Source organism: Streptomyces sp. ICN903 (assembly GCF_022015835.1).
Lineage (GTDB): Bacteria > Actinomycetota > Actinomycetes > Streptomycetales > Streptomycetaceae > Streptomyces > Streptomyces fenghuangensis.
The window spans coordinates 1-21,856 of sequence record NZ_JAKMAY010000074.1 but is presented as its reverse complement, the minus strand read 5'-3'; the positions used below and the strand labels follow the sequence as shown (position 1 = coordinate 21,856).

General features: G+C 68.3%; 18 protein-coding genes. 14 read left to right on the top strand and 4 right to left on the bottom strand.

Annotated elements, in window-relative coordinates:
• The first annotated feature begins 364 nt into the window (after positions 1-364).
• The 10 genes from rplJ to L7D48_RS10395 all read left to right on the top strand — a co-directional run bounded on the left by rplJ (position 365) and on the right by L7D48_RS10395 (position 15,753).
• Complete coding sequence (gene rplJ / locus L7D48_RS10440; protein ID WP_237878701.1) at positions 365-916, top strand: 50S ribosomal protein L10; 552 nt, start codon at positions 365-367, stop codon at positions 914-916.
• Positions 917-1,009: 93 nt separating this feature from the next.
• The gene (gene rplL, locus L7D48_RS10435; RefSeq protein WP_237878700.1) at positions 1,010-1,402 is read left to right on the top strand and encodes a 50S ribosomal protein L7/L12; all 393 of its coding nucleotides are present in this window, start codon (positions 1,010-1,012) and stop codon (positions 1,400-1,402) included.
• 480 nt (positions 1,403-1,882) lie between these two features.
• Positions 1,883-5,368: a DNA-directed RNA polymerase subunit beta gene (gene rpoB / locus L7D48_RS10430; protein WP_237878699.1), complete on the top strand. Its 3,486-nt coding sequence runs from the start codon at positions 1,883-1,885 to the stop codon at positions 5,366-5,368.
• 143 nt (positions 5,369-5,511) lie between these two features.
• Positions 5,512-9,411, top strand: a complete 3,900-nt coding sequence (locus tag L7D48_RS10425; protein WP_237878704.1) for a DNA-directed RNA polymerase subunit beta' — start codon at positions 5,512-5,514, stop codon at positions 9,409-9,411.
• 324 nt (positions 9,412-9,735) lie between these two features.
• A complete protein-coding gene (locus L7D48_RS10420) occupies positions 9,736-10,230 on the top strand; it encodes a DUF1707 and DUF4190 domain-containing protein (protein ID WP_237878703.1) in 495 nt (164 codons plus the stop codon).
• A gap of 411 nt (positions 10,231-10,641) precedes the next feature.
• A complete protein-coding gene (rpsL, locus tag L7D48_RS10415; RefSeq protein ID WP_003948652.1) occupies positions 10,642-11,013 on the top strand; it encodes a 30S ribosomal protein S12 in 372 nt (123 codons plus the stop codon).
• 2 nt (positions 11,014-11,015) lie between these two features.
• Positions 11,016-11,486 carry a 30S ribosomal protein S7 gene (gene rpsG, locus L7D48_RS10410; protein ID WP_093660564.1) on the top strand — a complete coding sequence of 157 codons (471 nt, stop codon included), beginning with the start codon at positions 11,016-11,018 and terminating at the stop codon, positions 11,484-11,486.
• 39 nt (positions 11,487-11,525) lie between these two features.
• On the top strand, positions 11,526-13,646 hold the full coding sequence (gene fusA, locus L7D48_RS10405) for an elongation factor G (RefSeq protein WP_237878698.1): 2,121 nt from the start codon (positions 11,526-11,528) through the stop codon (positions 13,644-13,646).
• A gap of 227 nt (positions 13,647-13,873) precedes the next feature.
• Entirely contained in the window at positions 13,874-15,067 is a 1,194-nt protein-coding gene (gene tuf / locus L7D48_RS10400; protein ID WP_237878697.1) for an elongation factor Tu, read from the top strand.
• A 221-nt stretch (positions 15,068-15,288) separates the two neighbouring features.
• Positions 15,289-15,753, top strand: coding sequence for a hypothetical protein (locus L7D48_RS10395; RefSeq protein WP_237878696.1), 465 nt, complete (start codon positions 15,289-15,291; stop codon positions 15,751-15,753).
• 49 nt (positions 15,754-15,802) lie between these two features.
• Here the strand turns inward: L7D48_RS10395 and L7D48_RS10390 are convergent, their stop codons facing one another.
• The 3 genes from L7D48_RS10390 to L7D48_RS10380 all read right to left on the bottom strand — a co-directional run bounded on the left by L7D48_RS10390 (position 15,803) and on the right by L7D48_RS10380 (position 17,257).
• Positions 15,803-16,219: a PIN domain-containing protein gene (locus L7D48_RS10390; protein ID WP_237878695.1), complete on the bottom strand. Its 417-nt coding sequence runs from the start codon at positions 16,217-16,219 to the stop codon at positions 15,803-15,805.
• Position 16,220: 1 nt separating this feature from the next.
• Positions 16,221-16,463, bottom strand: a complete 243-nt coding sequence (locus L7D48_RS10385; RefSeq protein WP_237878694.1) for a type II toxin-antitoxin system VapB family antitoxin — start codon at positions 16,461-16,463, stop codon at positions 16,221-16,223.
• A 68-nt stretch (positions 16,464-16,531) separates the two neighbouring features.
• Complete coding sequence (locus L7D48_RS10380; protein ID WP_237878693.1) at positions 16,532-17,257, bottom strand: helix-turn-helix domain-containing protein; 726 nt, start codon at positions 17,255-17,257, stop codon at positions 16,532-16,534.
• Between the two features lie 653 nt (positions 17,258-17,910).
• Here L7D48_RS10380 and L7D48_RS10375 point away from each other — a divergent pair.
• The 4 genes from L7D48_RS10375 to L7D48_RS10360 all read left to right on the top strand — a co-directional run bounded on the left by L7D48_RS10375 (position 17,911) and on the right by L7D48_RS10360 (position 21,385).
• Complete coding sequence (locus L7D48_RS10375; RefSeq protein ID WP_237878692.1) at positions 17,911-18,201, top strand: lactococcin 972 family bacteriocin; 291 nt, start codon at positions 17,911-17,913, stop codon at positions 18,199-18,201.
• A gap of 116 nt (positions 18,202-18,317) precedes the next feature.
• Positions 18,318-20,408, top strand: a complete 2,091-nt coding sequence (locus L7D48_RS10370) for a hypothetical protein (RefSeq protein WP_237878691.1) — start codon at positions 18,318-18,320, stop codon at positions 20,406-20,408.
• Positions 20,405-21,076 carry an ABC transporter ATP-binding protein gene (locus L7D48_RS10365; protein WP_237878690.1) on the top strand — a complete coding sequence of 224 codons (672 nt, stop codon included), beginning with the start codon at positions 20,405-20,407 and terminating at the stop codon, positions 21,074-21,076. The genes L7D48_RS10370 and L7D48_RS10365 overlap by 4 nt, the downstream gene beginning before the upstream one ends.
• 147 nt (positions 21,077-21,223) lie before the next feature.
• On the top strand, positions 21,224-21,385 hold the full coding sequence (locus tag L7D48_RS10360) for a hypothetical protein (RefSeq protein WP_237878689.1): 162 nt from the start codon (positions 21,224-21,226) through the stop codon (positions 21,383-21,385).
• 36 nt (positions 21,386-21,421) lie between these two features.
• On the opposite strand, the gene L7D48_RS10355 is transcribed toward L7D48_RS10360, so the two are convergent.
• Positions 21,422-21,856: ATP-binding protein (locus L7D48_RS10355; RefSeq protein WP_374491877.1), on the bottom strand; the 435-nt coding region annotated here is incomplete at its 5' end.

The following is a 21,856-nucleotide window of genomic DNA, read 5'->3' as shown; positions in this document are numbered from 1 at the left end:
GGACACGGGGGCGGCCGGAGCGAGGGCGCCGGCGGAGCGGGGCCGGTGGATTTGCCTGCCGTGACGGCGTTCGCGTACTCTTCCACCGAAGCCAAAGACCGCTGGTCGTTGCCGTGCTCCCAGATCCCCCGCGGATCCGGGGCCGGTGGCCGAAGGATCCGCTTGGAGCGGGCGACCTGCGCAGGTGACAGTGGAGGACTCCCGGTGTGCGCACCGGTCGAGTCACGCCCCGTGCGCCTGCGCCGGGGCGTTTCGTTTTGTGCAAGACCCCTTCCTCGTGCGCCCGACGTGGGCGGTCCGGCGTCATGACCTGTCGAAAGGCACGGTCGAGGATCGCATCACCCGGAAAGGAGGGCCGAGGCTCATGGCGAGTCCCGACAAGGTCGCAGCCGTCGAGGAGATCAGGGAGAAGTTCCAGAACTCCAACGCCGCCGTTGTGACCGCGTACACCGGTCTCAGCGTCGCTCAGCTCAAGGACCTGCGCCGTTCTCTCGGTGAGAACGCTCAGTACCGTGTGGCGAAGAACACGCTTACCAAGATCGCGGCCAACGAGGCCGGGGTCACCGAGCTCGACGAGTTCTTCGTCGACTCCACCGCCGTCGCCTTCGTGACCGGTGACCCGGTCGAGGCGGCGAAGAGTCTGCGTGACTTCGCCAAGGACAACCCCCAGCTCGTCATCAAGGGCGGTGTCCTCGAGGGCAAGGCGCTCAGCGCCGACGACATCAAGAAGCTCGCGGACCTCGAGTCCCGCGAGGTGCTGCTCGCCAAGCTGGCCGGCGGCATGAAGGCGTCCATGGCCAAGGCCGCGGCGACCTTCCAGGCCCCGCTGTCGAAGTTCGTCCGCACCGCGGACGCCCTTCGCGCCAAGCAGGAGCAGGGCGGTGCCGGTACGCCGGCTCCCGCCGAGGCCGAGTAACCCGCTCCAGGCGCACTCGGTCGCAGCGGGCCCCAGTACGCCCGCCGACATGAACACCCCGGCACCAGCCGACTTAGTGGAAGGACCGCCATCATGGCGAAGCTCAGCCAGGACGAGCTGCTCGAGCAGTTCAGCGAGATGACCCTCATCGAGCTCTCCGAGTTCGTGAAGGCCTTCGAGGAGAAGTTCGACGTCGAGGCCGCCGCCCCGGTCGCCGTCGCCGCCGCCGCCGGTGGCGCCGCCGCCGGTGGTGCCGCCGAGGCCGAGCCGGAGAAGGACGAGTTCGACGTCATCCTCACCGGCGCCGGCGACAAGAAGATCCAGGTCATCAAGGTCGTGCGCGAGCTGACCTCCCTCGGCCTGAAGGAGGCCAAGGACCTGGTCGACGGCACCCCGAAGCCGGTCCTGGAGAAGGTCAACAAGGAGACCGCCGACAAGGCCGCCGAGTCCCTCAAGGGCGCCGGCGCCTCCGTCGAGGTCAAGTGAACCGAGTGACCCAGGTCACTGAAGGGGTCCGCTGACCCCTCTCCTTCCGAGGGCGATCACCCATGCGGGTGGTCGCCCTCGGTCGTTTCCGCGACGGCCGTATCGCCTGGCGAAGGCCTGCGGGTATGGTGATCAACGCTGTCCGGCCGTACGCTCCCTGTGGCTCCGGAGGAGGGTGGGGCCTTGACGAACCGCACGTAGCGCGCAATTCTCAGGACGCGTCGTCTCACCGATCCACAATCCGAGGCATGGATCGCGGGCGAAGTGGGAAACCTTGCGGCAGGCGTTGAACAACTGACGAGGGGCTCGCCCCTCCGGAGGGAGAGATTGGTACCGCGTGCCGGTCTCCGGATACCGCACTGGACATCAGTGGGCCTTGTGGCTACACTGACCCTTTGCGCTGCCTATTAACTGCCCCCTGCCCGTCACCAGGGGCACGGCATGCGCGTAGTGAGTCCGAGCCCTCGGAAGGACCCCCTCTTGGCCGCCTCGCGCAACGCCTCGACCGCCAATTCGAACAACGGCGCCAGCACCGCCCCGCTGCGTATCTCCTTTGCGAAGATCAAGGAGCCCCTCGGGGTTCCGAACCTCCTTGCGCTGCAGACCGAGAGCTTCGACTGGCTGCTCGGCAACGACGCCTGGAAGGCTCGCGTCGAGGCGGCGCTGGAGCGCGGTGAGGATGTCCCCACCAAGTCCGGTCTGGAGGAGATCTTCGAGGAGATCTCCCCGATCGAGGACTTCTCCGGGTCGATGTCGCTCACCTTCCGCGATCACCGCTTCGAGCCGCCGAAGAACTCGATCGACGAGTGCAAGGAGCGCGACTTCACCTACGCCGCGCCCCTGTTCGTCACCGCCGAGTTCACCAACAACGAGACCGGTGAGATCAAGTCCCAGACGGTCTTCATGGGCGACTTCCCGCTCATGACCAACAAGGGCACCTTCGTCATCAACGGCACCGAGCGTGTCGTGGTCTCCCAGCTGGTGCGCTCGCCGGGTGTCTACTTCGACAGCAGCATCGACAAGACGTCCGACAAGGACATCTTCTCCGCCAAGATCATTCCGTCTCGCGGCGCCTGGCTGGAGATGGAGATCGACAAGCGCGACATGGTCGGTGTCCGCATCGACCGCAAGCGCAAGCAGTCCGTCACCGTCCTCCTCAAGGCGCTCGGCTGGACCACCGAGCAGATCCTGGAGGAGTTCGGCCAGTACGAGTCCATGCGCGCCACCCTGGAGAAGGACCACACCCAGGGCCAGGACGACGCGCTGCTCGACATCTACCGCAAGCTGCGTCCGGGCGAGCCGCCGACGCGCGAGGCCGCCCAGACGCTTCTGGAGAACCTCTACTTCAACCCCAAGCGCTACGACCTGGCCAAGGTCGGCCGCTACAAGATCAACCGGAAGCTCGGCGGTGACCAGCCGCTGGACGCCGGCGTGCTGACCGTCGACGACGTCATCGCCACGATCAAGTACCTGGTCAAGCTGCACGCCGGTGAGACCGAGACGGTCGGGGAGAACGGCCGGACGATCGTCGTCGAGACCGACGACATCGACCACTTCGGCAACCGCCGCCTGCGCAACGTCGGCGAGCTCATCCAGAACCAGGTCCGCACCGGTCTGGCCCGTATGGAGCGCGTCGTCCGGGAGCGGATGACGACCCAGGACGTCGAGGCGATCACGCCGCAGACCCTGATCAACATCCGGCCGGTCGTCGCCTCCATCAAGGAGTTCTTCGGCACCAGCCAGCTGTCGCAGTTCATGGACCAGACGAACCCGCTGTCGGGCCTGACCCACAAGCGCCGTCTGTCCGCGCTGGGCCCCGGCGGTCTGTCCCGTGAGCGGGCGGGCTTCGAGGTCCGTGACGTGCACCCCTCGCACTACGGCCGCATGTGCCCGATCGAGACCCCCGAAGGCCCGAACATCGGTCTGATCGGCTCGCTGGCCTCCTACGGCCGGGTCAACGCGTTCGGCTTCGTGGAGACCCCCTACCGCCGGGTGGTCGACGGCGTGGTCACCGACGAGGTCAACTACCTGACCGCCGACGAGGAGGACCGCTACGTCATCGCCCAGGCGAACGCGCCGCTGACCGACGACATGCGGTTCGCCGAGGACCGCGTCCTGGTCCGCCGCCGCGGCGGCGAGGTCGACCTCATCCCCGGTGACGAGGTCGACTACATGGACGTCTCGCCGCGCCAGATGGTGTCGGTCGCGACCGCCATGATCCCGTTCCTGGAGCACGACGACGCCAACCGTGCGCTCATGGGCTCGAACATGATGCGCCAGGCCGTCCCGCTGATCCGTGCCGAGGCCCCGCTGGTCGGCACCGGCATGGAGTACCGCTGCGCGGTCGACGCCGGCGACGTGATCAAGGCCGAGAAGGACGGCGTGGTCCAGGAGGTCTCCGCCGACTACGTCACCGTGGCCAACGACGACGGCACCTACACCACCTACCGCGTCGCCAAGTTCTTCCGCTCCAACCAGGGCACCTCCTTCAACCAGAAGGTCGTCGTGGACGAGGGCGACCGCGTGGTGACCGGCCAGGTCCTCGCCGACGGCCCCTCGACCGAGCAGGGCGAGATGGCGCTCGGCAAGAACCTCCTGGTGGCGTTCATGCCGTGGGAGGGCCACAACTACGAGGACGCGATCATCCTGTCGCAGCGCCTCGTCCAGGACGACGTCCTCTCCTCGATCCACATCGAGGAGCACGAGGTCGACGCCCGTGACACCAAGCTGGGCCCCGAGGAGATCACCCGGGACATCCCGAACGTCTCCGAGGAGGTCCTGGCCGACCTCGACGAGCGCGGCATCATCCGCATCGGCGCCGAGGTCGAGGCGGGCGACATCCTGGTCGGCAAGGTCACCCCGAAGGGTGAGACCGAGCTGACCCCGGAGGAGCGGCTGCTGCGCGCGATCTTCGGCGAGAAGGCGCGCGAGGTCCGCGACACCTCGCTGAAGGTGCCGCACGGCGAGACCGGCAAGGTCATCGGCGTCCGCGTCTTCGACCGCGAGGAGGGCGACGAGCTGCCTCCGGGCGTCAACCAGCTCGTCCGCGTCTACGTGGCCCAGAAGCGCAAGATCACCGACGGTGACAAGCTCGCCGGCCGCCACGGCAACAAGGGCGTCATCTCCAAGATCCTGCCGATCGAGGACATGCCGTTCATGGAGGACGGCACCCCGGTCGACGTCATCCTCAACCCGCTGGGCGTCCCGTCCCGGATGAACCCGGGCCAGGTCCTGGAGATCCACCTGGGCTGGCTCGCCTCCCAGGGCTGGAAGGTCGAGGGGATCGAGGAGGAGTGGCAGAAGCGGCTCGCCTCGATCGGCGCCGACGACGTCGAGCCCGGCACCAACGTCGCCACCCCGGTGTTCGACGGCGCCCGCGAGGACGAGATCGCCGGTCTGTTCACGGCGACCCTGCCCAACCGCGACGGCGAGCGGATGGTCCTGCCCTCCGGCAAGGCCCGGCTCTACGACGGCCGCTCCGGCGAGCCGTTCCCGGACCCGATCTCGGTCGGCTACATGTACATCCTCAAGCTGCACCACCTGGTCGACGACAAGCTGCACGCCCGCTCGACCGGCCCGTACTCCATGATCACCCAGCAGCCGCTGGGCGGTAAGGCTCAGTTCGGTGGCCAGCGCTTCGGTGAGATGGAGGTGTGGGCGCTGGAGGCTTACGGCGCCGCGTACGCCCTCCAGGAGCTGCTGACCATCAAGTCCGACGACGTCACCGGCCGCGTGAAGGTCTACGAGGCCATCGTCAAGGGCGAGAACATCCCCGAGCCCGGCATCCCCGAGTCCTTCAAGGTGCTCATCAAGGAGATGCAGTCCCTGTGCCTCAACGTGGAGGTGCTGTCCAGCGACGGCATGTCCATCGAGATGCGCGACACCGACGAGGACGTCTTCCGCGCCGCGGAAGAGCTCGGCATCGACCTGTCCCGGCGCGAGCCGAGCAGCGTCGAAGAGGTCTGACGGGCCGGCCGGGGCGCCGCACCCTCCCGCCAAAGGCGGCAGGGGCGGCCCCCCGGCCTCCCCGCGACCCCCGTTCAGACCACCACAGAGCTCCTCGGTCCCACCGACGCGAGGGGCACAAACCCTGAGAGGGATTGACGAGAGTGCTCGACGTCAACTTCTTCGACGAGCTGCGAATCGGCCTGGCCACCGCTGACGACATCCGTCAGTGGTCCCACGGCGAGGTCAAGAAGCCGGAGACCATCAACTACCGCACCCTCAAGCCGGAAAAGGACGGGCTCTTCTGCGAGAAGATCTTCGGTCCGACCCGGGACTGGGAGTGCTACTGCGGCAAGTACAAGCGCGTCCGCTTCAAGGGCATCATCTGCGAGCGCTGCGGCGTCGAGGTGACCCGCGCCAAGGTGCGCCGTGAGCGGATGGGCCACATCGAGCTCGCCGCCCCCGTCACCCACATCTGGTACTTCAAGGGCGTGCCCTCCCGTCTGGGCTACCTGCTCGACCTCGCCCCGAAGGACCTCGAGAAGGTCATCTACTTCGCCGCCTACATGATCACGTGGGTGGACGAGGAGCGCCGCACGCGCGACCTGCCCTCCCTGGAGGCCCACGTCTCCGTGGAGCGCCAGCAGATCGAGCAGCGCCGCGACGCCGACCTGGAGGCCCGTGCCAAGAAGCAGGAGGCCGACCTCGCGGAGCTGGAGGCCGAGGGCGCCAAGGCGGACGTCCGCCGCAAGGTGCGCGAGGGCGCCGAGCGCGAGATGAAGCAGATCCGCGACCGCGCCCAGCGCGAGATCGACCGCCTGGACGAGGTCTGGAACCGCTTCAAGAACCTCAAGGTCCAGGACCTGGAGGGCGACGAGCTGCTCTACCGCGAGCTGCGCGACCGCTTCGGGACCTACTTCGACGGCTCGATGGGCGCCGCCGCGCTGCAGAAGCGGCTGGAGACCTTCGACCTGGAGGAGGAGGCGGAGAAGCTCCGCGAGATCATCCGGACCGGCAAGGGCCAGAAGAAGACCCGTGCGCTCAAGCGCCTCAAGGTCGTCTCCGCCTTCCTGCAGACCCGCAACAGCCCCAAGGGCATGGTGCTGGACTGCGTGCCGGTCATCCCGCCGGACCTGCGTCCGATGGTGCAGCTCGACGGTGGCCGCTTCGCGACCAGCGACCTGAACGACCTGTACCGCCGCGTCATCAACCGCAACAACCGCCTGAAGCGGCTTCTCGACCTCGGCGCGCCCGAGATCATCGTGAACAACGAGAAGCGCATGCTCCAGGAGGCCGTCGACGCGCTCTTCGACAACGGCCGCCGCGGCCGCCCGGTCACGGGCCCCGGCAACCGTCCGCTGAAGTCGCTGTCCGACATGCTCAAGGGCAAGCAGGGCCGCTTCCGCCAGAACCTGCTGGGCAAGCGCGTCGACTACTCGGCGCGTTCGGTGATCGTCGTCGGCCCGCAGCTCAAGCTGCACCAGTGCGGTCTGCCCAAGGCCATGGCGCTGGAGCTGTTCAAGCCGTTCGTGATGAAGCGCCTGGTGGACCTCAACCACGCGCAGAACATCAAGTCGGCCAAGCGCATGGTCGAGCGCGGCCGCACGGTCGTGTACGACGTGCTCGAAGAGGTCATCGCCGAGCACCCGGTGCTGCTCAACCGTGCGCCGACCCTGCACCGTCTGGGCATCCAGGCCTTCGAGCCGCAGCTGGTCGAGGGCAAGGCCATCCAGATCCACCCGCTGGTGTGCACCGCGTTCAACGCGGACTTCGACGGCGACCAGATGGCCGTGCACCTGCCGCTGTCCGCGGAGGCGCAGGCCGAGGCCCGCATCCTGATGCTGTCCTCGAACAACATCCTCAAGCCGGCCGACGGCCGTCCCGTCACCATGCCGACCCAGGACATGGTGCTGGGCCTGTTCTTCCTCACCACCGACCAGGTGGAGGGCGAGGTGAAGGGCGAGGGCCGGTCGTTCAACTCGGTGGCCGAGGCGATCATGGCGTTCGACGCCCGGGAGCTGTCGCTCCAGGCGAAGATCGACATCCGCTTCCCCGTCGGCTCGGTCCCGCCCCGCGGCTGGACCCCGCCGGCCGCCGAGGAGGGCGAGCCGGAGTGGCAGACCGGCGACCCGTTCCGGCTGCGCACCACCCTGGGCCGCGCGCTCTTCAACGAGCTGCTGCCCGAGGACTACCCGTTCGTCGACTACACCGTGGGCAAGAAGCAGCTCTCCGCGATCGTCAACGACCTCGCCGAGCGCTACCCCAAGGTCGTCGTCGCCGCGGCGCTGGACAACCTGAAGTCGGCCGGTTTCCACTGGGCGACCCGTTCCGGTGTCACCATCGCGATCTCCGACGTCGTGGTCCCCGAGGCCAAGAAGGAGATCATCGCGAACTACGAGGCGCAGGACGAGAAGGTCCAGAAGCAGTACGAGCGCGGTCTGATCACCAAGGACGAGCGTTCCAACGAGCTCATCGGCATCTGGACCCGTGCGACCAACGAGGTCGCCGAGGCCATGTCGGAGAACTTCCCGAAGACCAACCCGATCTTCATGATGGTCGACTCGGGCGCTCGTGGAAACATGATGCAGATGCGCCAGATCGCCGGTATGCGCGGTCTGGTGTCCAACGCCAAGAACGAGACCATCCCGCGGCCGATCAAGGCGTCGTTCCGCGAGGGTCTGTCCGTGCTGGAGTACTTCATCTCCACGCACGGTGCCCGTAAGGGTCTGGCGGACACCGCGCTGCGCACCGCCGACTCGGGTTACCTGACCCGTCGTCTGGTGGACGTCTCGCAGGACGTGATCATCCGCGAGGAGGACTGCGGCACCGACCGCGGCCTGAAGCTCGTGATCGCCTCCAAGGGCGCGGACGGCGTCCTGCGCAAGGCGGAGGACGTCGAGACCAGCGTGTACGCGCGCTGCCTCGCCGAGGACGTCACCGTCGACGGCAAGGTGCTGGCCCCGGCCGGCACCGACCTGGGCGACGTGCTCATCGACGAGCTGGTGCGGCACGGCGTGGAGACGGTCAAGACCCGCTCGGTCCTCACCTGCGAGTCCGCCGTCGGCACCTGCGCCATGTGCTACGGCCGCTCGCTGGCGACCGGCAAGCTGGTGGACATCGGCGAGGCCGTCGGCATCATCGCCGCCCAGTCCATCGGTGAGCCCGGCACCCAGCTGACGATGCGGACCTTCCACACCGGTGGTGTGGCCGGTGACGACATCACCCAGGGTCTGCCGCGTGTCGTCGAGCTCTTCGAGGCCCGCACCCCCAAGGGCGTCGCCCCGATCTCCGAGGCCGCCGGCCGCGTGCGGATCGAGGAGACCGAGAAGACCAAGAAGATCGTCGTCACCCCCGACGACGGCTCCGACGAGACCTCCTACGGCGTGTCCAAGCGCGCCCGTCTGCTGGTCTCCGAGGGTGACCACGTCGACGTCGGCCAGCCGCTGACGGTCGGTGCCACCAACCCGCACGACGTGCTGCGCATCCTCGGCCAGCGCGCGGTGCAGGTGCACCTGGTGGGCGAGGTCCAGAAGGTCTACAACTCGCAGGGTGTGTCGATCCACGACAAGCACATCGAGATCATCATCCGGCAGATGCTGCGCCGTGTGACGATCATCGAGTCCGGCGACGCCGAGCTGCTGCCGGGCGAGCTGGTCGAGCGCTCGAAGTTCGAGGGCGAGAACCGCCGCGTGGTGCAGGAGGGCGGCCAGCCGGCCTCCGGCCGTCCGCAGCTGATGGGCATCACCAAGGCCTCGCTGGCCACGGAGTCCTGGCTGTCGGCGGCGTCCTTCCAGGAGACGACCAGGGTCCTGACCGACGCGGCGATCAACGCCAAGTCGGACTCCCTGATCGGTCTCAAGGAGAACGTCATCATCGGTAAGCTCATCCCGGCCGGTACGGGCCTGTCCCGCTACCGCAACATCCGGGTCGAGCCGACCGAGGAGGCGAAGGCCGCGATGTACTCGGCCGTCGGCTACGACGACATCGACTACTCGCCCTTCGGCACCGGCTCCGGCCAGGCGGTCCCGCTGGAGGACTACGACTACGGTCCGTACAACGGCTGAGCGAGAGGCTGGGCGAGGCCTACGGCCCGCCTGCCACGCCCGCGGGGCGGTCCCTTCTCGAAAGGGGCCGCCCCGCGGGCGTCTCCGCCGGTGTGCGCGGTGTGTCCCGGGCGCCCGGAACTCCCCAAGGGCCGCGGGCGTCATGGATGATGGGGGCAGCCCGAACGTGGGGAGGTGGAGCCGGTGTCGTACCAGTCGTGGGGACAGCCGGGTCAGCAGGGCAAGTACGGCGGACCGCCCGGGCCGGCGGGGCAGCACCCGCCGTACCTGCCGCAGCCCTCGCAGGCAGCGCAGGCCGCGCACCAGGCGTCGCAGCTGCCGATGATGCGCGCGTCCCACGCGGACCGCGAGCGCACCGTCGACGTGCTCAAGGCCGGGTACGCGGAGGGGCGGCTGAGCCATGCCGAGTACGAGCAGCGGATGGGCCGGGCCCACCACGCGCAGACGTACGGGGAGTTGCACGCGCTCATCGCCGATCTGCCGCAGGGGCCGATGGCGGTCCCCGCGCCCTCGCCGCAGTACGCGCAGCCGTACCAGCAGGCGGTGCCGCGCACCTTCCTGCCGCCTCCGCCCCAGACGAACAACTCCGCGGTCGGCGCCCTGGTCTGCGGGGTCCTCACACCGTTCTACGGGGTCACCGCCATCCCGGCGGTGATCCTGGGGCACAAGGCGCGCGCCGAGATCCGCCGCACCGGGGAGAAGGGCGACGGGATGGCCATGGCCGGCCTGGTTCTGGGCTGGCTGACGATTGGGCTCGTCGCGCTCGTGGTGCTGGGGCTCGTGGTGTTCGCGGCCGGGTCCGGGTCCGGGTCCTCCTGAGCTTCCCGGCGGGGCGCCGCCCGCCGCCGGAGAGGGCGGTTCGGAGGGAGCCGGGAAAAGGCCCTGAAAAGGCCGGGGAAGGGAACCGCGGGAGTCCTCCGGCGCGGGCCGCGGGGGCCTTCGGGCGCTCTTCCGCTCCCGCTCCGCGCCCACTACGGTGGCATGGGCATTTGTTTTGACCGGAGCCGGTGCGGTAGGTACGCTCTGACCTTGTGCCTGGGGTATCCCCTGCGCTCTCGTGTGCGCCAATACGCCGCGGGATGTGAGGCGGGGACACCGAAATCTGCATGCTTCTCACCCACTGGGCCCCGCATCGCGGGAGTGTGCAGCCTTCGACACACCCGACCGCGTGGGTCGGCGAGTGGCCCGGGTTAGTTGTACCGAGACTGGCACACAGAAACCGGAGAAACGGTGCCTACGATCCAGCAGTTGGTCCGCAAGGGCCGACAGGACAAGGTCGAGAAGAACAAGACGCCGGCACTCGAGGGTTCGCCCCAGCGCCGCGGCGTCTGCACGCGCGTTTTCACCACCACCCCCAAGAAGCCGAACTCGGCCCTGCGTAAGGTCGCGCGTGTGCGTCTGACCAGCGGCATCGAGGTCACCGCTTACATTCCGGGTGAGGGTCACAACCTGCAGGAGCACTCCATCGTGCTCGTGCGCGGTGGCCGTGTGAAGGACCTGCCGGGTGTTCGCTACAAGATCATCCGCGGCTCCCTCGACACCCAGGGCGTCAAGAACCGCAAGCAGGCTCGCAGCCGCTACGGCGCCAAGAAGGAGAAGTAAGCATGCCTCGTAAGGGCCCCGCCCCGAAGCGACCGGTCATCATCGACCCGGTCTACGGCTCTCCTCTGGTGACCTCCCTCATCAACAAGGTGCTGCTGCACGGCAAGCGCTCCACCGCCGAGCGCATCGTGTACGGCGCCATGGAGGGCCTGCGTGAGAAGACCGGCAACGACCCGGTCATCACGCTCAAGCGCGCGCTCGAGAACGTGAAGCCGACCCTCGAGGTCCGCTCCCGCCGCGTCGGTGGCGCCACCTACCAGGTTCCGGTCGAGGTCCGCCCCGGCCGTTCCTCCACTCTCGCGCTGCGTTGGATCGTGGGCTACGCCCGCGCGCGCCGCGAGAAGACGATGACCGAGCGTCTGATGAACGAGCTGCTCGACGCCTCCAACGGGCTCGGCGCCGCCGTGAAGAAGCGCGAGGACACCCACAAGATGGCCGAGTCCAACAAGGCCTTCGCGCACTACCGCTGGTAGTCGCTTCCCCCATCGAGAACCGAGAGAAGACTGAGCCTTATGGCTACCACTTCACTTGACCTGGCCAGGGTCCGCAACATCGGGATCATGGCCCACATCGACGCGGGCAAGACGACCACCACCGAGCGGATCCTGTTCTACACCGGTGTGAGCTACAAGATCGGTGAGGTCCACGACGGCGCTGCCACCATGGACTGGATGGAGCAGGAGCAGGAGCGCGGCATCACCATCACGTCGGCCGCGACGACCTGCCACTGGCCGCTCGACAACGTCGACCACACCATCAACATCATCGACACCCCGGGCCACGTCGACTTCACCGTCGAGGTGGAGCGCTCGCTGCGCGTGCTCGACGGTGCGGTGACGGTGTTCGACGGTGTGGCCGGTGTCGAGCCCCAGTCCGAGACGGTGTGGCGTCAGGCGGACCGCTACGGCGTTCCCCGTATCTGCTTCGTCAACAAGCTCGACCGCACCGGCGCGGACTTCTTCCGCTGTGTCCAGATGATCGTGGACCGCCTCGGCGCGCAGCCGCTGGTCATGCAGATCCCGATCGGCGCCGAGGCCGACTTCCAGGGCGTCGTGGACCTGGTCCGCATGAAGGCCCTGGTCTGGTCGGCGGAGGCCGCCAAGGGCGAGATGTACGACGTCGTCGACATCCCGGCCGACATGGCGGAACTGGCCCAGGAGTGGCGCGGCAAGCTGCTCGAGGGCGTCGCCGAGAACGACGAGGAGCTGATGGAGCTGTACCTGGAGGGCAACGAGCCCTCCGAGGAGCAGCTGTACGCGGCGATCCGCCGTATCACCATCGAGTCCGGCAAGGGCGAGGGCACCACCGTCACCCCGGTGTTCACCGGTACCGCGTTCAAGAACAAGGGCGTTCAGCCCCTGCTCGACGCGGTCGTGCGCTACCTGCCGTCGCCGCTGGACATCGAGGCGATCGAGGGGCAGTCCCCGTCCGACGCCGACGAGGTCATCAAGCGCAAGCCGTCCGAGGACGAGCCGCTGGCCGCGCTCGCCTTCAAGATCGCGAGCGACCCGCACCTCGGCAAGCTCACCTTCATCCGGGTCTACTCGGGCCGCCTGGAGTCCGGCACGCAGGTGCTGAACTCCGTGAAGGGCAAGAAGGAGCGCATCGGCAAGATCTACCGGATGCACGCGAACAAGCGTGAGGAGATCCAGAGCGTGGGTGCCGGCGACATCGTCGCCGTCATGGGTCTGAAGCAGACCACCACCGGCGAGACCCTCTGCGACGCGTCGACTCCGGTCATCCTGGAGTCCATGGACTTCCCGGCCCCGGTGATCGAGGTCTCCATCGAGCCGAAGTCCAAGGGCGACCAGGAGAAGCTGGGTGTCGCCATCCAGCGTCTGGCCGAGGAGGACCCGTCCTTCCAGGTCAAGACGAACGAGGAGACCGGGCAGACCATCATCGCGGGTATGGGCGAGCTGCACCTTGAGGTGCTGGTCGACCGGATGAAGCGCGAGTTCAGGGTCGAGGCGAACGTCGGTAAGCCGCAGGTGGCCTACCGCGAGACCCTGCGCAAGGCCGTCGAGAAGGTCGACTACACGCACAAGAAGCAGACTGGTGGTTCCGGCCAGTTCGCGAAGGTGCAGATCGCGGTCGAGCCCCTCGAGGGCGACGGCTACGAGTTCGTCAACAAGGTCACCGGTGGCCGCATCCCCAAGGAGTACATCCCCTCGGTGGACGCCGGCTGCCAGGAGGCCATGGAGTTCGGCGTGCTGGCGGGCTACCCGCTCACCGGCGTGCGGGTGACGCTGCTGGACGGCGCCTACCACGACGTCGACTCCTCCGAGATGGCGTTCAAGATCGCCGGTTCCATGGCCTTCAAGGAGGCCGCCCGCAAGGCCAGCCCGGCCCTGCTGGAGCCGATGATGGCCGTCGAGGTCACCACGCCCGAGGACTACATGGGCGATGTGATCGGTGACATCAACTCCCGCCGTGGCCACATCCAGGCCATGGAGGACCGCGCCGGCGCCAAGGTCGTCAAGGGCCTGGTGCCGCTGTCGGAGATGTTCGGTTACGTCGGTGACCTGCGCAGCAAGACCTCCGGTCGCGCGAGCTACTCGATGCAGTTCGACTCCTACGCCGAGGTTCCCCGGAACGTCGCCGAGGAGATCATCGCGAAGGTCAAGGGCGAGTAGCGCACGTTTCGTGTCGCTATCCACCCATTAGGCTGGAGCACAACAAGGCCTTCGGGGTCTCCCGTCACCGGGTGCAGACCACCCGGTGACGGGGCCCCGGCAGCCCGCCCACCCAGATACGAAGCGGTCAAGGTCGTCCCTCAGGGGTCCTGACCGGTTCGGCACGACCACCTGAACCCCTCCGCAGAGCGCGGGGGAGTACAGCACCAGTCCACAGGAGGACCCCAGTGGCGAAGGCGAAGTTCGAGCGGACTAAGCCGCACGTCAACATCGGCACCATCGGTCACATCGACCACGGTAAGACCACTCTTACCGCGGCGATCACCAAGGTGCTGCACGACGCCTACCCGGACGTGAACGAGGCCTCGGCGTTCGAGAACATCGACAAGGCTCCCGAGGAGCGCCAGCGCGGTATCACCATCTCCATCGCGCACGTCGAGTACCAGACGGAGTCCCGTCACTACGCCCACGTCGACTGCCCGGGTCACGCGGACTACATCAAGAACATGATCACCGGTGCTGCCCAGATGGACGGCGCCATCCTCGTGGTCGCCGCCACCGACGGCCCGATGCCGCAGACCAAGGAGCACGTGCTCCTGGCCCGCCAGGTCGGCGTTCCGTACATCGTCGTCGCCCTGAACAAGGCCGACATGGTGGACGACGAGGAGATCATGGAGCTCGTCGAGCTCGAGGTCCGTGAGCTGCTCTCCGAGTACGAGTTCCCGGGTGACGAGGTTCCGGTCGTCCGCGTCTCGGCGCTGAAGGCGCTCGAGGGCGACGAGCAGTGGGCCCAGTCCGTCCTCGACCTGATGAAGGCCGTGGACGAGTCCATCCCGGAGCCCGAGCGTGACGTCGAGAAGCCGTTCCTGATGCCGATCGAGGACGTCTTCACGATCACCGGTCGCGGTACGGTCGTCACCGGCCGTATCGAGCGCGGTGTCCTGAAGGTCAACGAGAACGTCGACATCATCGGCATCAAGCCGGAGAAGACCTCCACCACGGTCACCGGCATCGAGATGTTCCGCAAGCTGCTCGACGAGGGCCAGGCCGGTGAGAACGTCGGTCTGCTGCTCCGCGGCATCAAGCGCGAGGACGTCGAGCGCGGCCAGGTCATCATCAAGCCGGGTTCGGTCACCCCGCACACCGAGTTCGAGGCCCAGGCCTACATCCTGTCGAAGGACGAGGGTGGCCGCCACACCCCGTTCTTCAACAACTACCGCCCGCAGTTCTACTTCCGTACCACGGACGTGACCGGCGTGGTGACCCTCCCCGAGGGCACCGAGATGGTCATGCCGGGCGACAACACCGAGATGAAGGTCGAGCTCATCCAGCCGGTCGCCATGGAGGAGGGCCTGAAGTTCGCCATCCGCGAGGGTGGCCGGACCGTGGGCGCCGGCCAGGTCACCAAGATCGTCAAGTGACCCGGTCCGCCTCTTGAGGCACCGCTGACCTCTCGGTCGGCGAAAGGGCCCGTACGACGTCAGTCGTACGGGCCCTTTCCGTCGCCCGGCGGCCCCCAAGGCTCTCCGGCCGGTGAACAGGGTTGTCCCTGAGGACCGTTGGGCAGGTCCGGCCGACTAGGATCGTCGGCGCCGTCCGGGAGACGTCCCGGGCGGTTCTCGATCCGTGAGGGGGAGTGGGTGTGCGCAGGGCGACCGCAGGACTGGCTCTGATCGTCTCCGGTGTGCTGCTGACGGGATGCGGCGGCGGGGACGACGGGGGAGCCGAGGGGAGGCCCGCCCCGTCGGCCTCCGGGAGCGAGGAGCCGGGCGGCGGCGCGGGTGGCGCGGGCGGCGCGGACAAGGGCGGCGAGGTGGTGCGCGAGGTGACCCTTGAGGTCCGGGGCACCGGAAAGACACAGATCGCCTATGTCGCGGACGGGAACAGGACCGAGCAGGTCACGCTCCCGTGGAAGAAGACGGTCGAGCTCTCCCTGACCAAGGCCGAGCAGAAGGTCGGCGTCCTGGTGTCGGTCGTGCCCGGCTCGGTCCCGGGCGACGACGGCATGCTCAGGCCCGCGCCCTGCACCATCACCGTCGACGGGGAGAAGGTCGACGACAACCAGGACGGCAAGGACGTCCTGGGCTGCAAGCACACGGTGAAGTGAGGCCCCTGCCGGGCTTTCCGCTCGGGGATTCGGTGGTCAGGGGCGGATATCAGTCCGGAGTGGCGTACACGTTGCGTTCGGAGAGGTCGGGGACGAGGCGGGCGGCGGTGCGGAAGTCGGCGTCGTCGTGCAGCACCACGAGGCCGTGGTGCGCGGCGGTCGCGCAGATCAGCCAGTCGACGGTGGACAGACTCCGATGCTGTCCCCGCTGGGCGAGGCGGTACTGACAGTTCTCGATCCACCTCCACGCCACCTTGGGGACGGAGACGTCCGGGTACAGGTCGGTGAACATGTCCGTCATCCGCTCGTACTCGTCGAGACCGCGCGCGGACTGTCGGAACTCCGTACGTTGCGGAGCGCAGGAGCCGATCGCGCCCTCATCGATCTCATGCCCCCACGACTCGTTCAGCTTGCGCTCTCGTTGGAGGCGCCAGACGGCGGTGGAGTCGGCAAGGTAGCGGAGCATCTCAGGCGGCGCCCTTCTCCGCCTCCGGAGCGTCGCCCTTCTCGGCCGCGTGGCGTTGCCAGAACTCGTCCTCGTCCCATCGCTGGGCCTGCTCGAAGTGACGTAGCCGTGCCTCGGTGCGGGAACGGCGCTCCACGTACTCCCGGAGAGCGATGTTGACCATCTCCTTCTTCGTCCTGGCTCCGGACAGGCGCATGGCCTGTGCCAGGGCCTCGTCATCGATGTCGATCTGGGTGGCTGCCACGGGACACCTCCATGAGGTTGGTCTCATACAAAGCTAGCCCATGGTGCATACAGAGGGTGTGGGTCCGGTTATGCCGCCAGGAGCGGCGGGTCGGCCCCGGCCTCGCGACAGTCGCGGCAGTCGCGGCACAGGCCTGGAGGGGGGGAGCGGAAGGCGCGGTCGCAGCCGTCGCAGTTCCGGAGCGGGTCCGGGCGCGGTGGCCGGGACGCGGCCGGTGGGGTGGCCGGGAGGTGAGGCGGCAGCAGCGCGGTGAGGCGGTGGGCGAGCAGAGCGGCCGGGTGGCGCAGCGGCTCGGCGGGCAGACCGGCGGCCAGGGTGCGGCGTACGGCGTCGGGTGCCGCCCCGCGCTCCAGCCAGGCCGCCACGGCGGGGGCCGGGGCCGGCCGGGGCTCCGGCAGGCGTACGGACGGCCGGGACGGCCGCACCTGCTCCGCCCGTACCGCCGCCGGGTTGTCGTAGGACACCGTGCGCGTGACCACCCGCCCGCTCGGCAGCCGCTCCCGCTTCCGCGACAGATAGCCGTGCGCCTCCAGCTCGCGCAGCGCGGCGGCGATGCGGGTCTCGCCCTCGGCGAAGCGGGCGGCGAGGGTGCGGATGTCCACCCGCGCGCCGTCGGGCAGCGACTGGATGTGGACGGCCGGCCCGATCGCGGTCAGCGACAGTTCGCGGTGCTGGGCGAGGTGGTTGCCGACGACGGTGAAGCGCTCGGTGTGCCGGGCGGTGACGTGGACGACGCCGCCGCGCGGAACGGCGGACGGCGCGCGCGGCGGCGCGCTAGGCTGCGGCTCAGCCATCTGGGAAGCCCTACTTCCTCGGTGGTCAGGCCCTCGTCCGGGATGGCCGTCCCGGCCGGGGGCCGTCGCATGTCTGCGGTTGTGGCGGTGCTCTGCGGTGTCCCGCAGTGCTCGCTGGTGCCTGTCGCGGCGAGCCTATGCCGGGGAGTCGGCCGCCACGCCGGTCCGGCCCCTCGGCTCACCCGTACGGGTGACGGGAGCCCGGTTGGGTCGGGGTGGGGTTCTCTCTCCGGTCCTTTGATGCTTCTGACGCCGTGCCCCATCGGGTCTCCACCCACCGGAACGTGCTTTCCCGCGAGCCGGTGGACGGGCCCCGCCGGGCACACCTGCGACCGGACCGAGGAGGACGGGCTGTGAACCACGCGCGGTGGAGGACCCGCCGGACCAGGAGGCTCCTGGGCGAGCTTTCTGGCTCATCTATGTACTTTCGGGGCCGGAGACGCGCCTGGCCTTCGTCGCGTGGTGCAGCCGGCGCGTCGCCGAGAAGACCTCACCTGGCGCCGGGACTCATGCATCGTGCACTGAATCAAGATCGATTTCCGGCAGTTTCTGTCTCGAGCTTCACTCCCCCCCCCCTCGCTGTTCGCTGTGATCATTCTGTGTGTTCGAGACCGTTCGATGTGCATCGCGTACTCCCAGTCGAAGGTGAGTTGATGATGAGACTCAAGCGCGCGCTCAAGATCGCGACCGTGTCCGGAGCGCTGGTCGTGGCCAGCGCCGCTCCCGCGATGGCGACCATCGCGTACGTCGGCGGCGGCACCTGGGACTACGGGGTCGGCACCGCCAACGTGTGGTCGGACTACTACCACAAGGACAAGTGCCACGGCTCGACCTCGGTCGGCGAGTACATCGACAGCGACGAGGAGGCTGCCGGCAGTTGGTCCATCACGCAGGCGCCCGCCGCCCTCTGGGGTAACGAGACCTACTACAAGACCACCTGCTGACCAATCGGCAGCACGCGTAACACGCCCCCGAAGGAGCCCGCGTACTGCGGCCCTTCGGGGGTGCGCGTGCTTTCTGTCGTCCGGCTGGTCGCCCCCCACAGTCTTGTAGGACATCTATGCTGCATCGTGGCGTCAAGTTCGCCCACGCCGCCATCCTGGCGTTCTCCGCCCTGTTCTCCTTCCTGTTCCTCAGGAGCTTCGAGGACCAGTGGACCCTGGGCTACGACGCAGTCGTCCAGGTCACACAGTCGCGGGACACCAGCACCGGCCACGCCATCGAACGAGCGGTCGAAGCGTTCGCCCGCGACCACGGTGTCACCGTGGGCCGCCAGCAACTCGACCTGGAACATCCCGATCGCAGCCGTGATCTCTATCTGACTCCGACCGGCCCCCGCGCCGAATGGATCGACAGCGGTTACCCCGCGTTCAGTCCCGGCCAGACCACCACGACCCGACCGTTCTCCGAGGTCTCCGACCGCGACCCGCGTGGCCTGTACTACCTCTTCGGCGATCCCGATGCCGTTCGGCCCTTCCTCGGCCTACTGGAGCAGCACGGTCTCACCGCATGGCACCCCCGTCCGGCCTCCCCCGAACAGCTCTCCTACGCTTACGGCGGCAGCGCCCTGGCCGGTTCCCTCGTCGTCGTTGCTCTTGTCTGCGTCACCATGACCGGTGCCGGCGTCCTGCTCAACGCCAAAGCCTACGGAGTGCTGCGTCTGCAGGGCATGTCCCTGCCTGCGATCCTCGTTCGCGACCTGCGCCAGCTCGCCCGCTTCTGGATGGTCACCCTCGGGACCGTGACGGCTGCGGCGACAGCCCTGCTGGGCTGGTACAACCACCTTGCATGGTTCGGGCTGTTCGCCCTCCTCACGGCCGCAACGGCAGTCGTTTTCACGGCACTCGTCCTTGCCGCCCACGCCGCGACGCTCGCCCTGACCGCGCGTACCGGCATCCTGTCCGCCCTCAAGGGCGAAATACCCACCCGGGCCACTGCAGTCGCCACCTACCTCGTGCGCGTGCCGGCTCTTCTGCTCGCCCTTGGTATCGCCGCATCAGTCCTGCAGGCCGGGCAGGACCTCGCCCGGCGCGAGGACAATCTCAATGTGTACGAGCAGGCGGGCGATGCTTCCACCATCCGCCTCAACGGCTACCTCGGCGCCCCCGATGCGCTGAAGAAGCTGGAGGCGAAGGTGGGTCCCTGGCTGCGTCGGGCCGACGCCGACGGACAGGTCGTTCTCGCCGGTCACAAAGACCTCGCGCGCTCCCGTGACGCCCAGGATCTCCCCGCCGACGACCTGATGGTGGCCAACGAGACGTTCCTCGGGCAGCAGGAGGTCCGCGCTCCGAATGGCCGCCGCTACCCGGCCAGAACCGGCGGAGACGACCGCATCCTGCTCCTGGTTCCACAACACCTCGCTGCTTATGCCGACAAGCTGGCAAGCCTGGTGCCTGGCTTGGTCAGTCCTTCGAACCCGGACCAGATCTCACGCGAGCAGATCGACGTAAGGACCACCGCAGACAGTCAGGAGATCTTCACCTACAACGCCCGCGGTACTCGCGAGGCCGGAAGGGACCGGTTCTCGGACGATTCCTTCCTTACCGACCCCGTCATCGTCGTCGTCCCCAACGGCACCGGCTATATCAGCGACAAGGGCTACACCGCCTACGCTTCCAAGCGCAGCATCATCTTCCCCGATCCGGCCGACATCACCGCCGGCATCGATGCCCAGAACCTGCGCGACGAGGTCGTCGGTATCAGCCCCGTCGCGGCCGACGCCGCCCAGGCCATCCGTGACATCACTGCGGACTTCCGGCTGCGACTGTTCAACCTGGCCGTGGCCCTCCTGGTCCTGCTCGTCACCGGCGTCGGTGTGGTCATCGTCCACACTCGTAGAAACGCCCAACGTATCTTCGCCCGGCACATCCACGGCTGGACATTCGCCACCACCCATCGCACCCTCCTGACCGCCGAAGCCGCGATCCTCGCCCTGCTCGTCTCCTGGCTCCCCTATCAGGTTCATCAGTGGAACCAAGGCCTTGAGAGGTACAAGGCCCTCGGTATCCCCGCCCCCCGTGATCCGATGACGATCACCGGCCAGGACCTGACCGTCATCACCGGCCTCGTCCTGGTCGAGGCCGCCACCGCCCTCACCGTCCTGGCCCTCTTCCACCGCCGCATCGTCAAGGAAGGATCGACCGAAGCGTGATCGACATCGTCGGGCTGTCCAAGTCCTTCGGCCCTCGTGTCCTCTGGCAGGACCTCACCTTCACCGTCGAAGCCGGGCGGATGCTTGCCCTGACCGGCCCCAGCGGGTCCGGAAAGTCCACCCTCCTCAACTGTCTCGGCCTGCTCGACACGCCCACCACCGGCACCATGCGCCACCGCGATCAGGACATCACCAGGCTGAGCCCACGCAAGGCTCGCGCCTACCGTCGCGACATACTCGGCTACCTGTTCCAGAACTACGCCCTGATCGACAACGCCACCGTCGCGGACAATCTCAGCGTCGTCCTCAAGGTTGCCCGTAATCGGGCCAAGGACCACCCCACGCCTGCCTGTGCCCTGCGGCAGGTGGGTCTCGCCGGCCGTGAGAAGGAGGTCGTACACCGTCTCTCCGGCGGCGAACAACAACGCGTCGCCCTCGCTCGCCTCATCGTCAAACAGCCCGCCCTAGTCCTGGCCGACGAGCCCACCGGGGCCCTTGACCTCGACAACACCCACATGGTCATCGCGACCCTCCGGACCCTGGCCGACGCCGGCTGCGCCGTAGTGATCGCCACCCACGACCCCACGGTCAGGGACCTGTGCGACAGCGTCCTCCAAGTGGGAACATCGACCCGCCCCACCCCCGTCAAGGAGATCAGCGCCGCATGAACTCGCGCCTCATCTGGTCCGTCACTGCCATAGCCGCCGTGGCCGTCGCCGTTTTCCTCGTCTACGGCACTCACGCGCTGACGATCGTCCAACGGGTCGCCCTCAAGGTGTTCTGACCAGTCTCAGGAACTTCGGACAGGGGAGGTTGTGAGCCACACGCGGTGGAGGACCCGCCTGGCCAAGGCACTGGACGCCTCGCCGACCGTCGAGTCGAACGGTGACGAGTCGGCGTTCGTCTTCGCCCCGCGCCGCGACGGCGAGGGTCCGTCCGGCGGGAACGCTCCGGCCGGCAGCCCCTCCGCCGCCTGAGCGCCGGCCCCGCGGGCGCCGTACGGGCCACCGGGGTCAGGGGCGGAGGTCGAGTTCCGCCCAGACCGTCTTGCGCGGCGGCGGCCAGGCCTCCACGCCCCAGCGGTCGGCCAGCGCCTCGACGAGCAGCAGCCCGCGCCCGCCCTCCGCGTCCCCGGACGCCGGCGGGCCGGGCACGGCCGGGAGGCGGTCGCCGCGGGCGTCGGAGACCTCGATGCGCAGCGTGACGCCGCCGGCGTCGCCGCCGTTCCCGGTGACGCGCAGGCCCAGCCGGAAGTCCCGGCCGGGTACGCGCCCGTGCAGTACGGCGTTGCCCGCCAGCTCGGCGGTGATCTGCGCGGCCGTCTCGGTGGGCAGCCCCTGGTCGGCCAGGTGCGCGACGGTCAGGAGCCGGGCCAGCCGGGCGCCCCGGCGGGTGGAGGACAGGAGCACGGCGAGCTCCCGGGTGGGGGCGGAGGCGGAGGCCGGGGC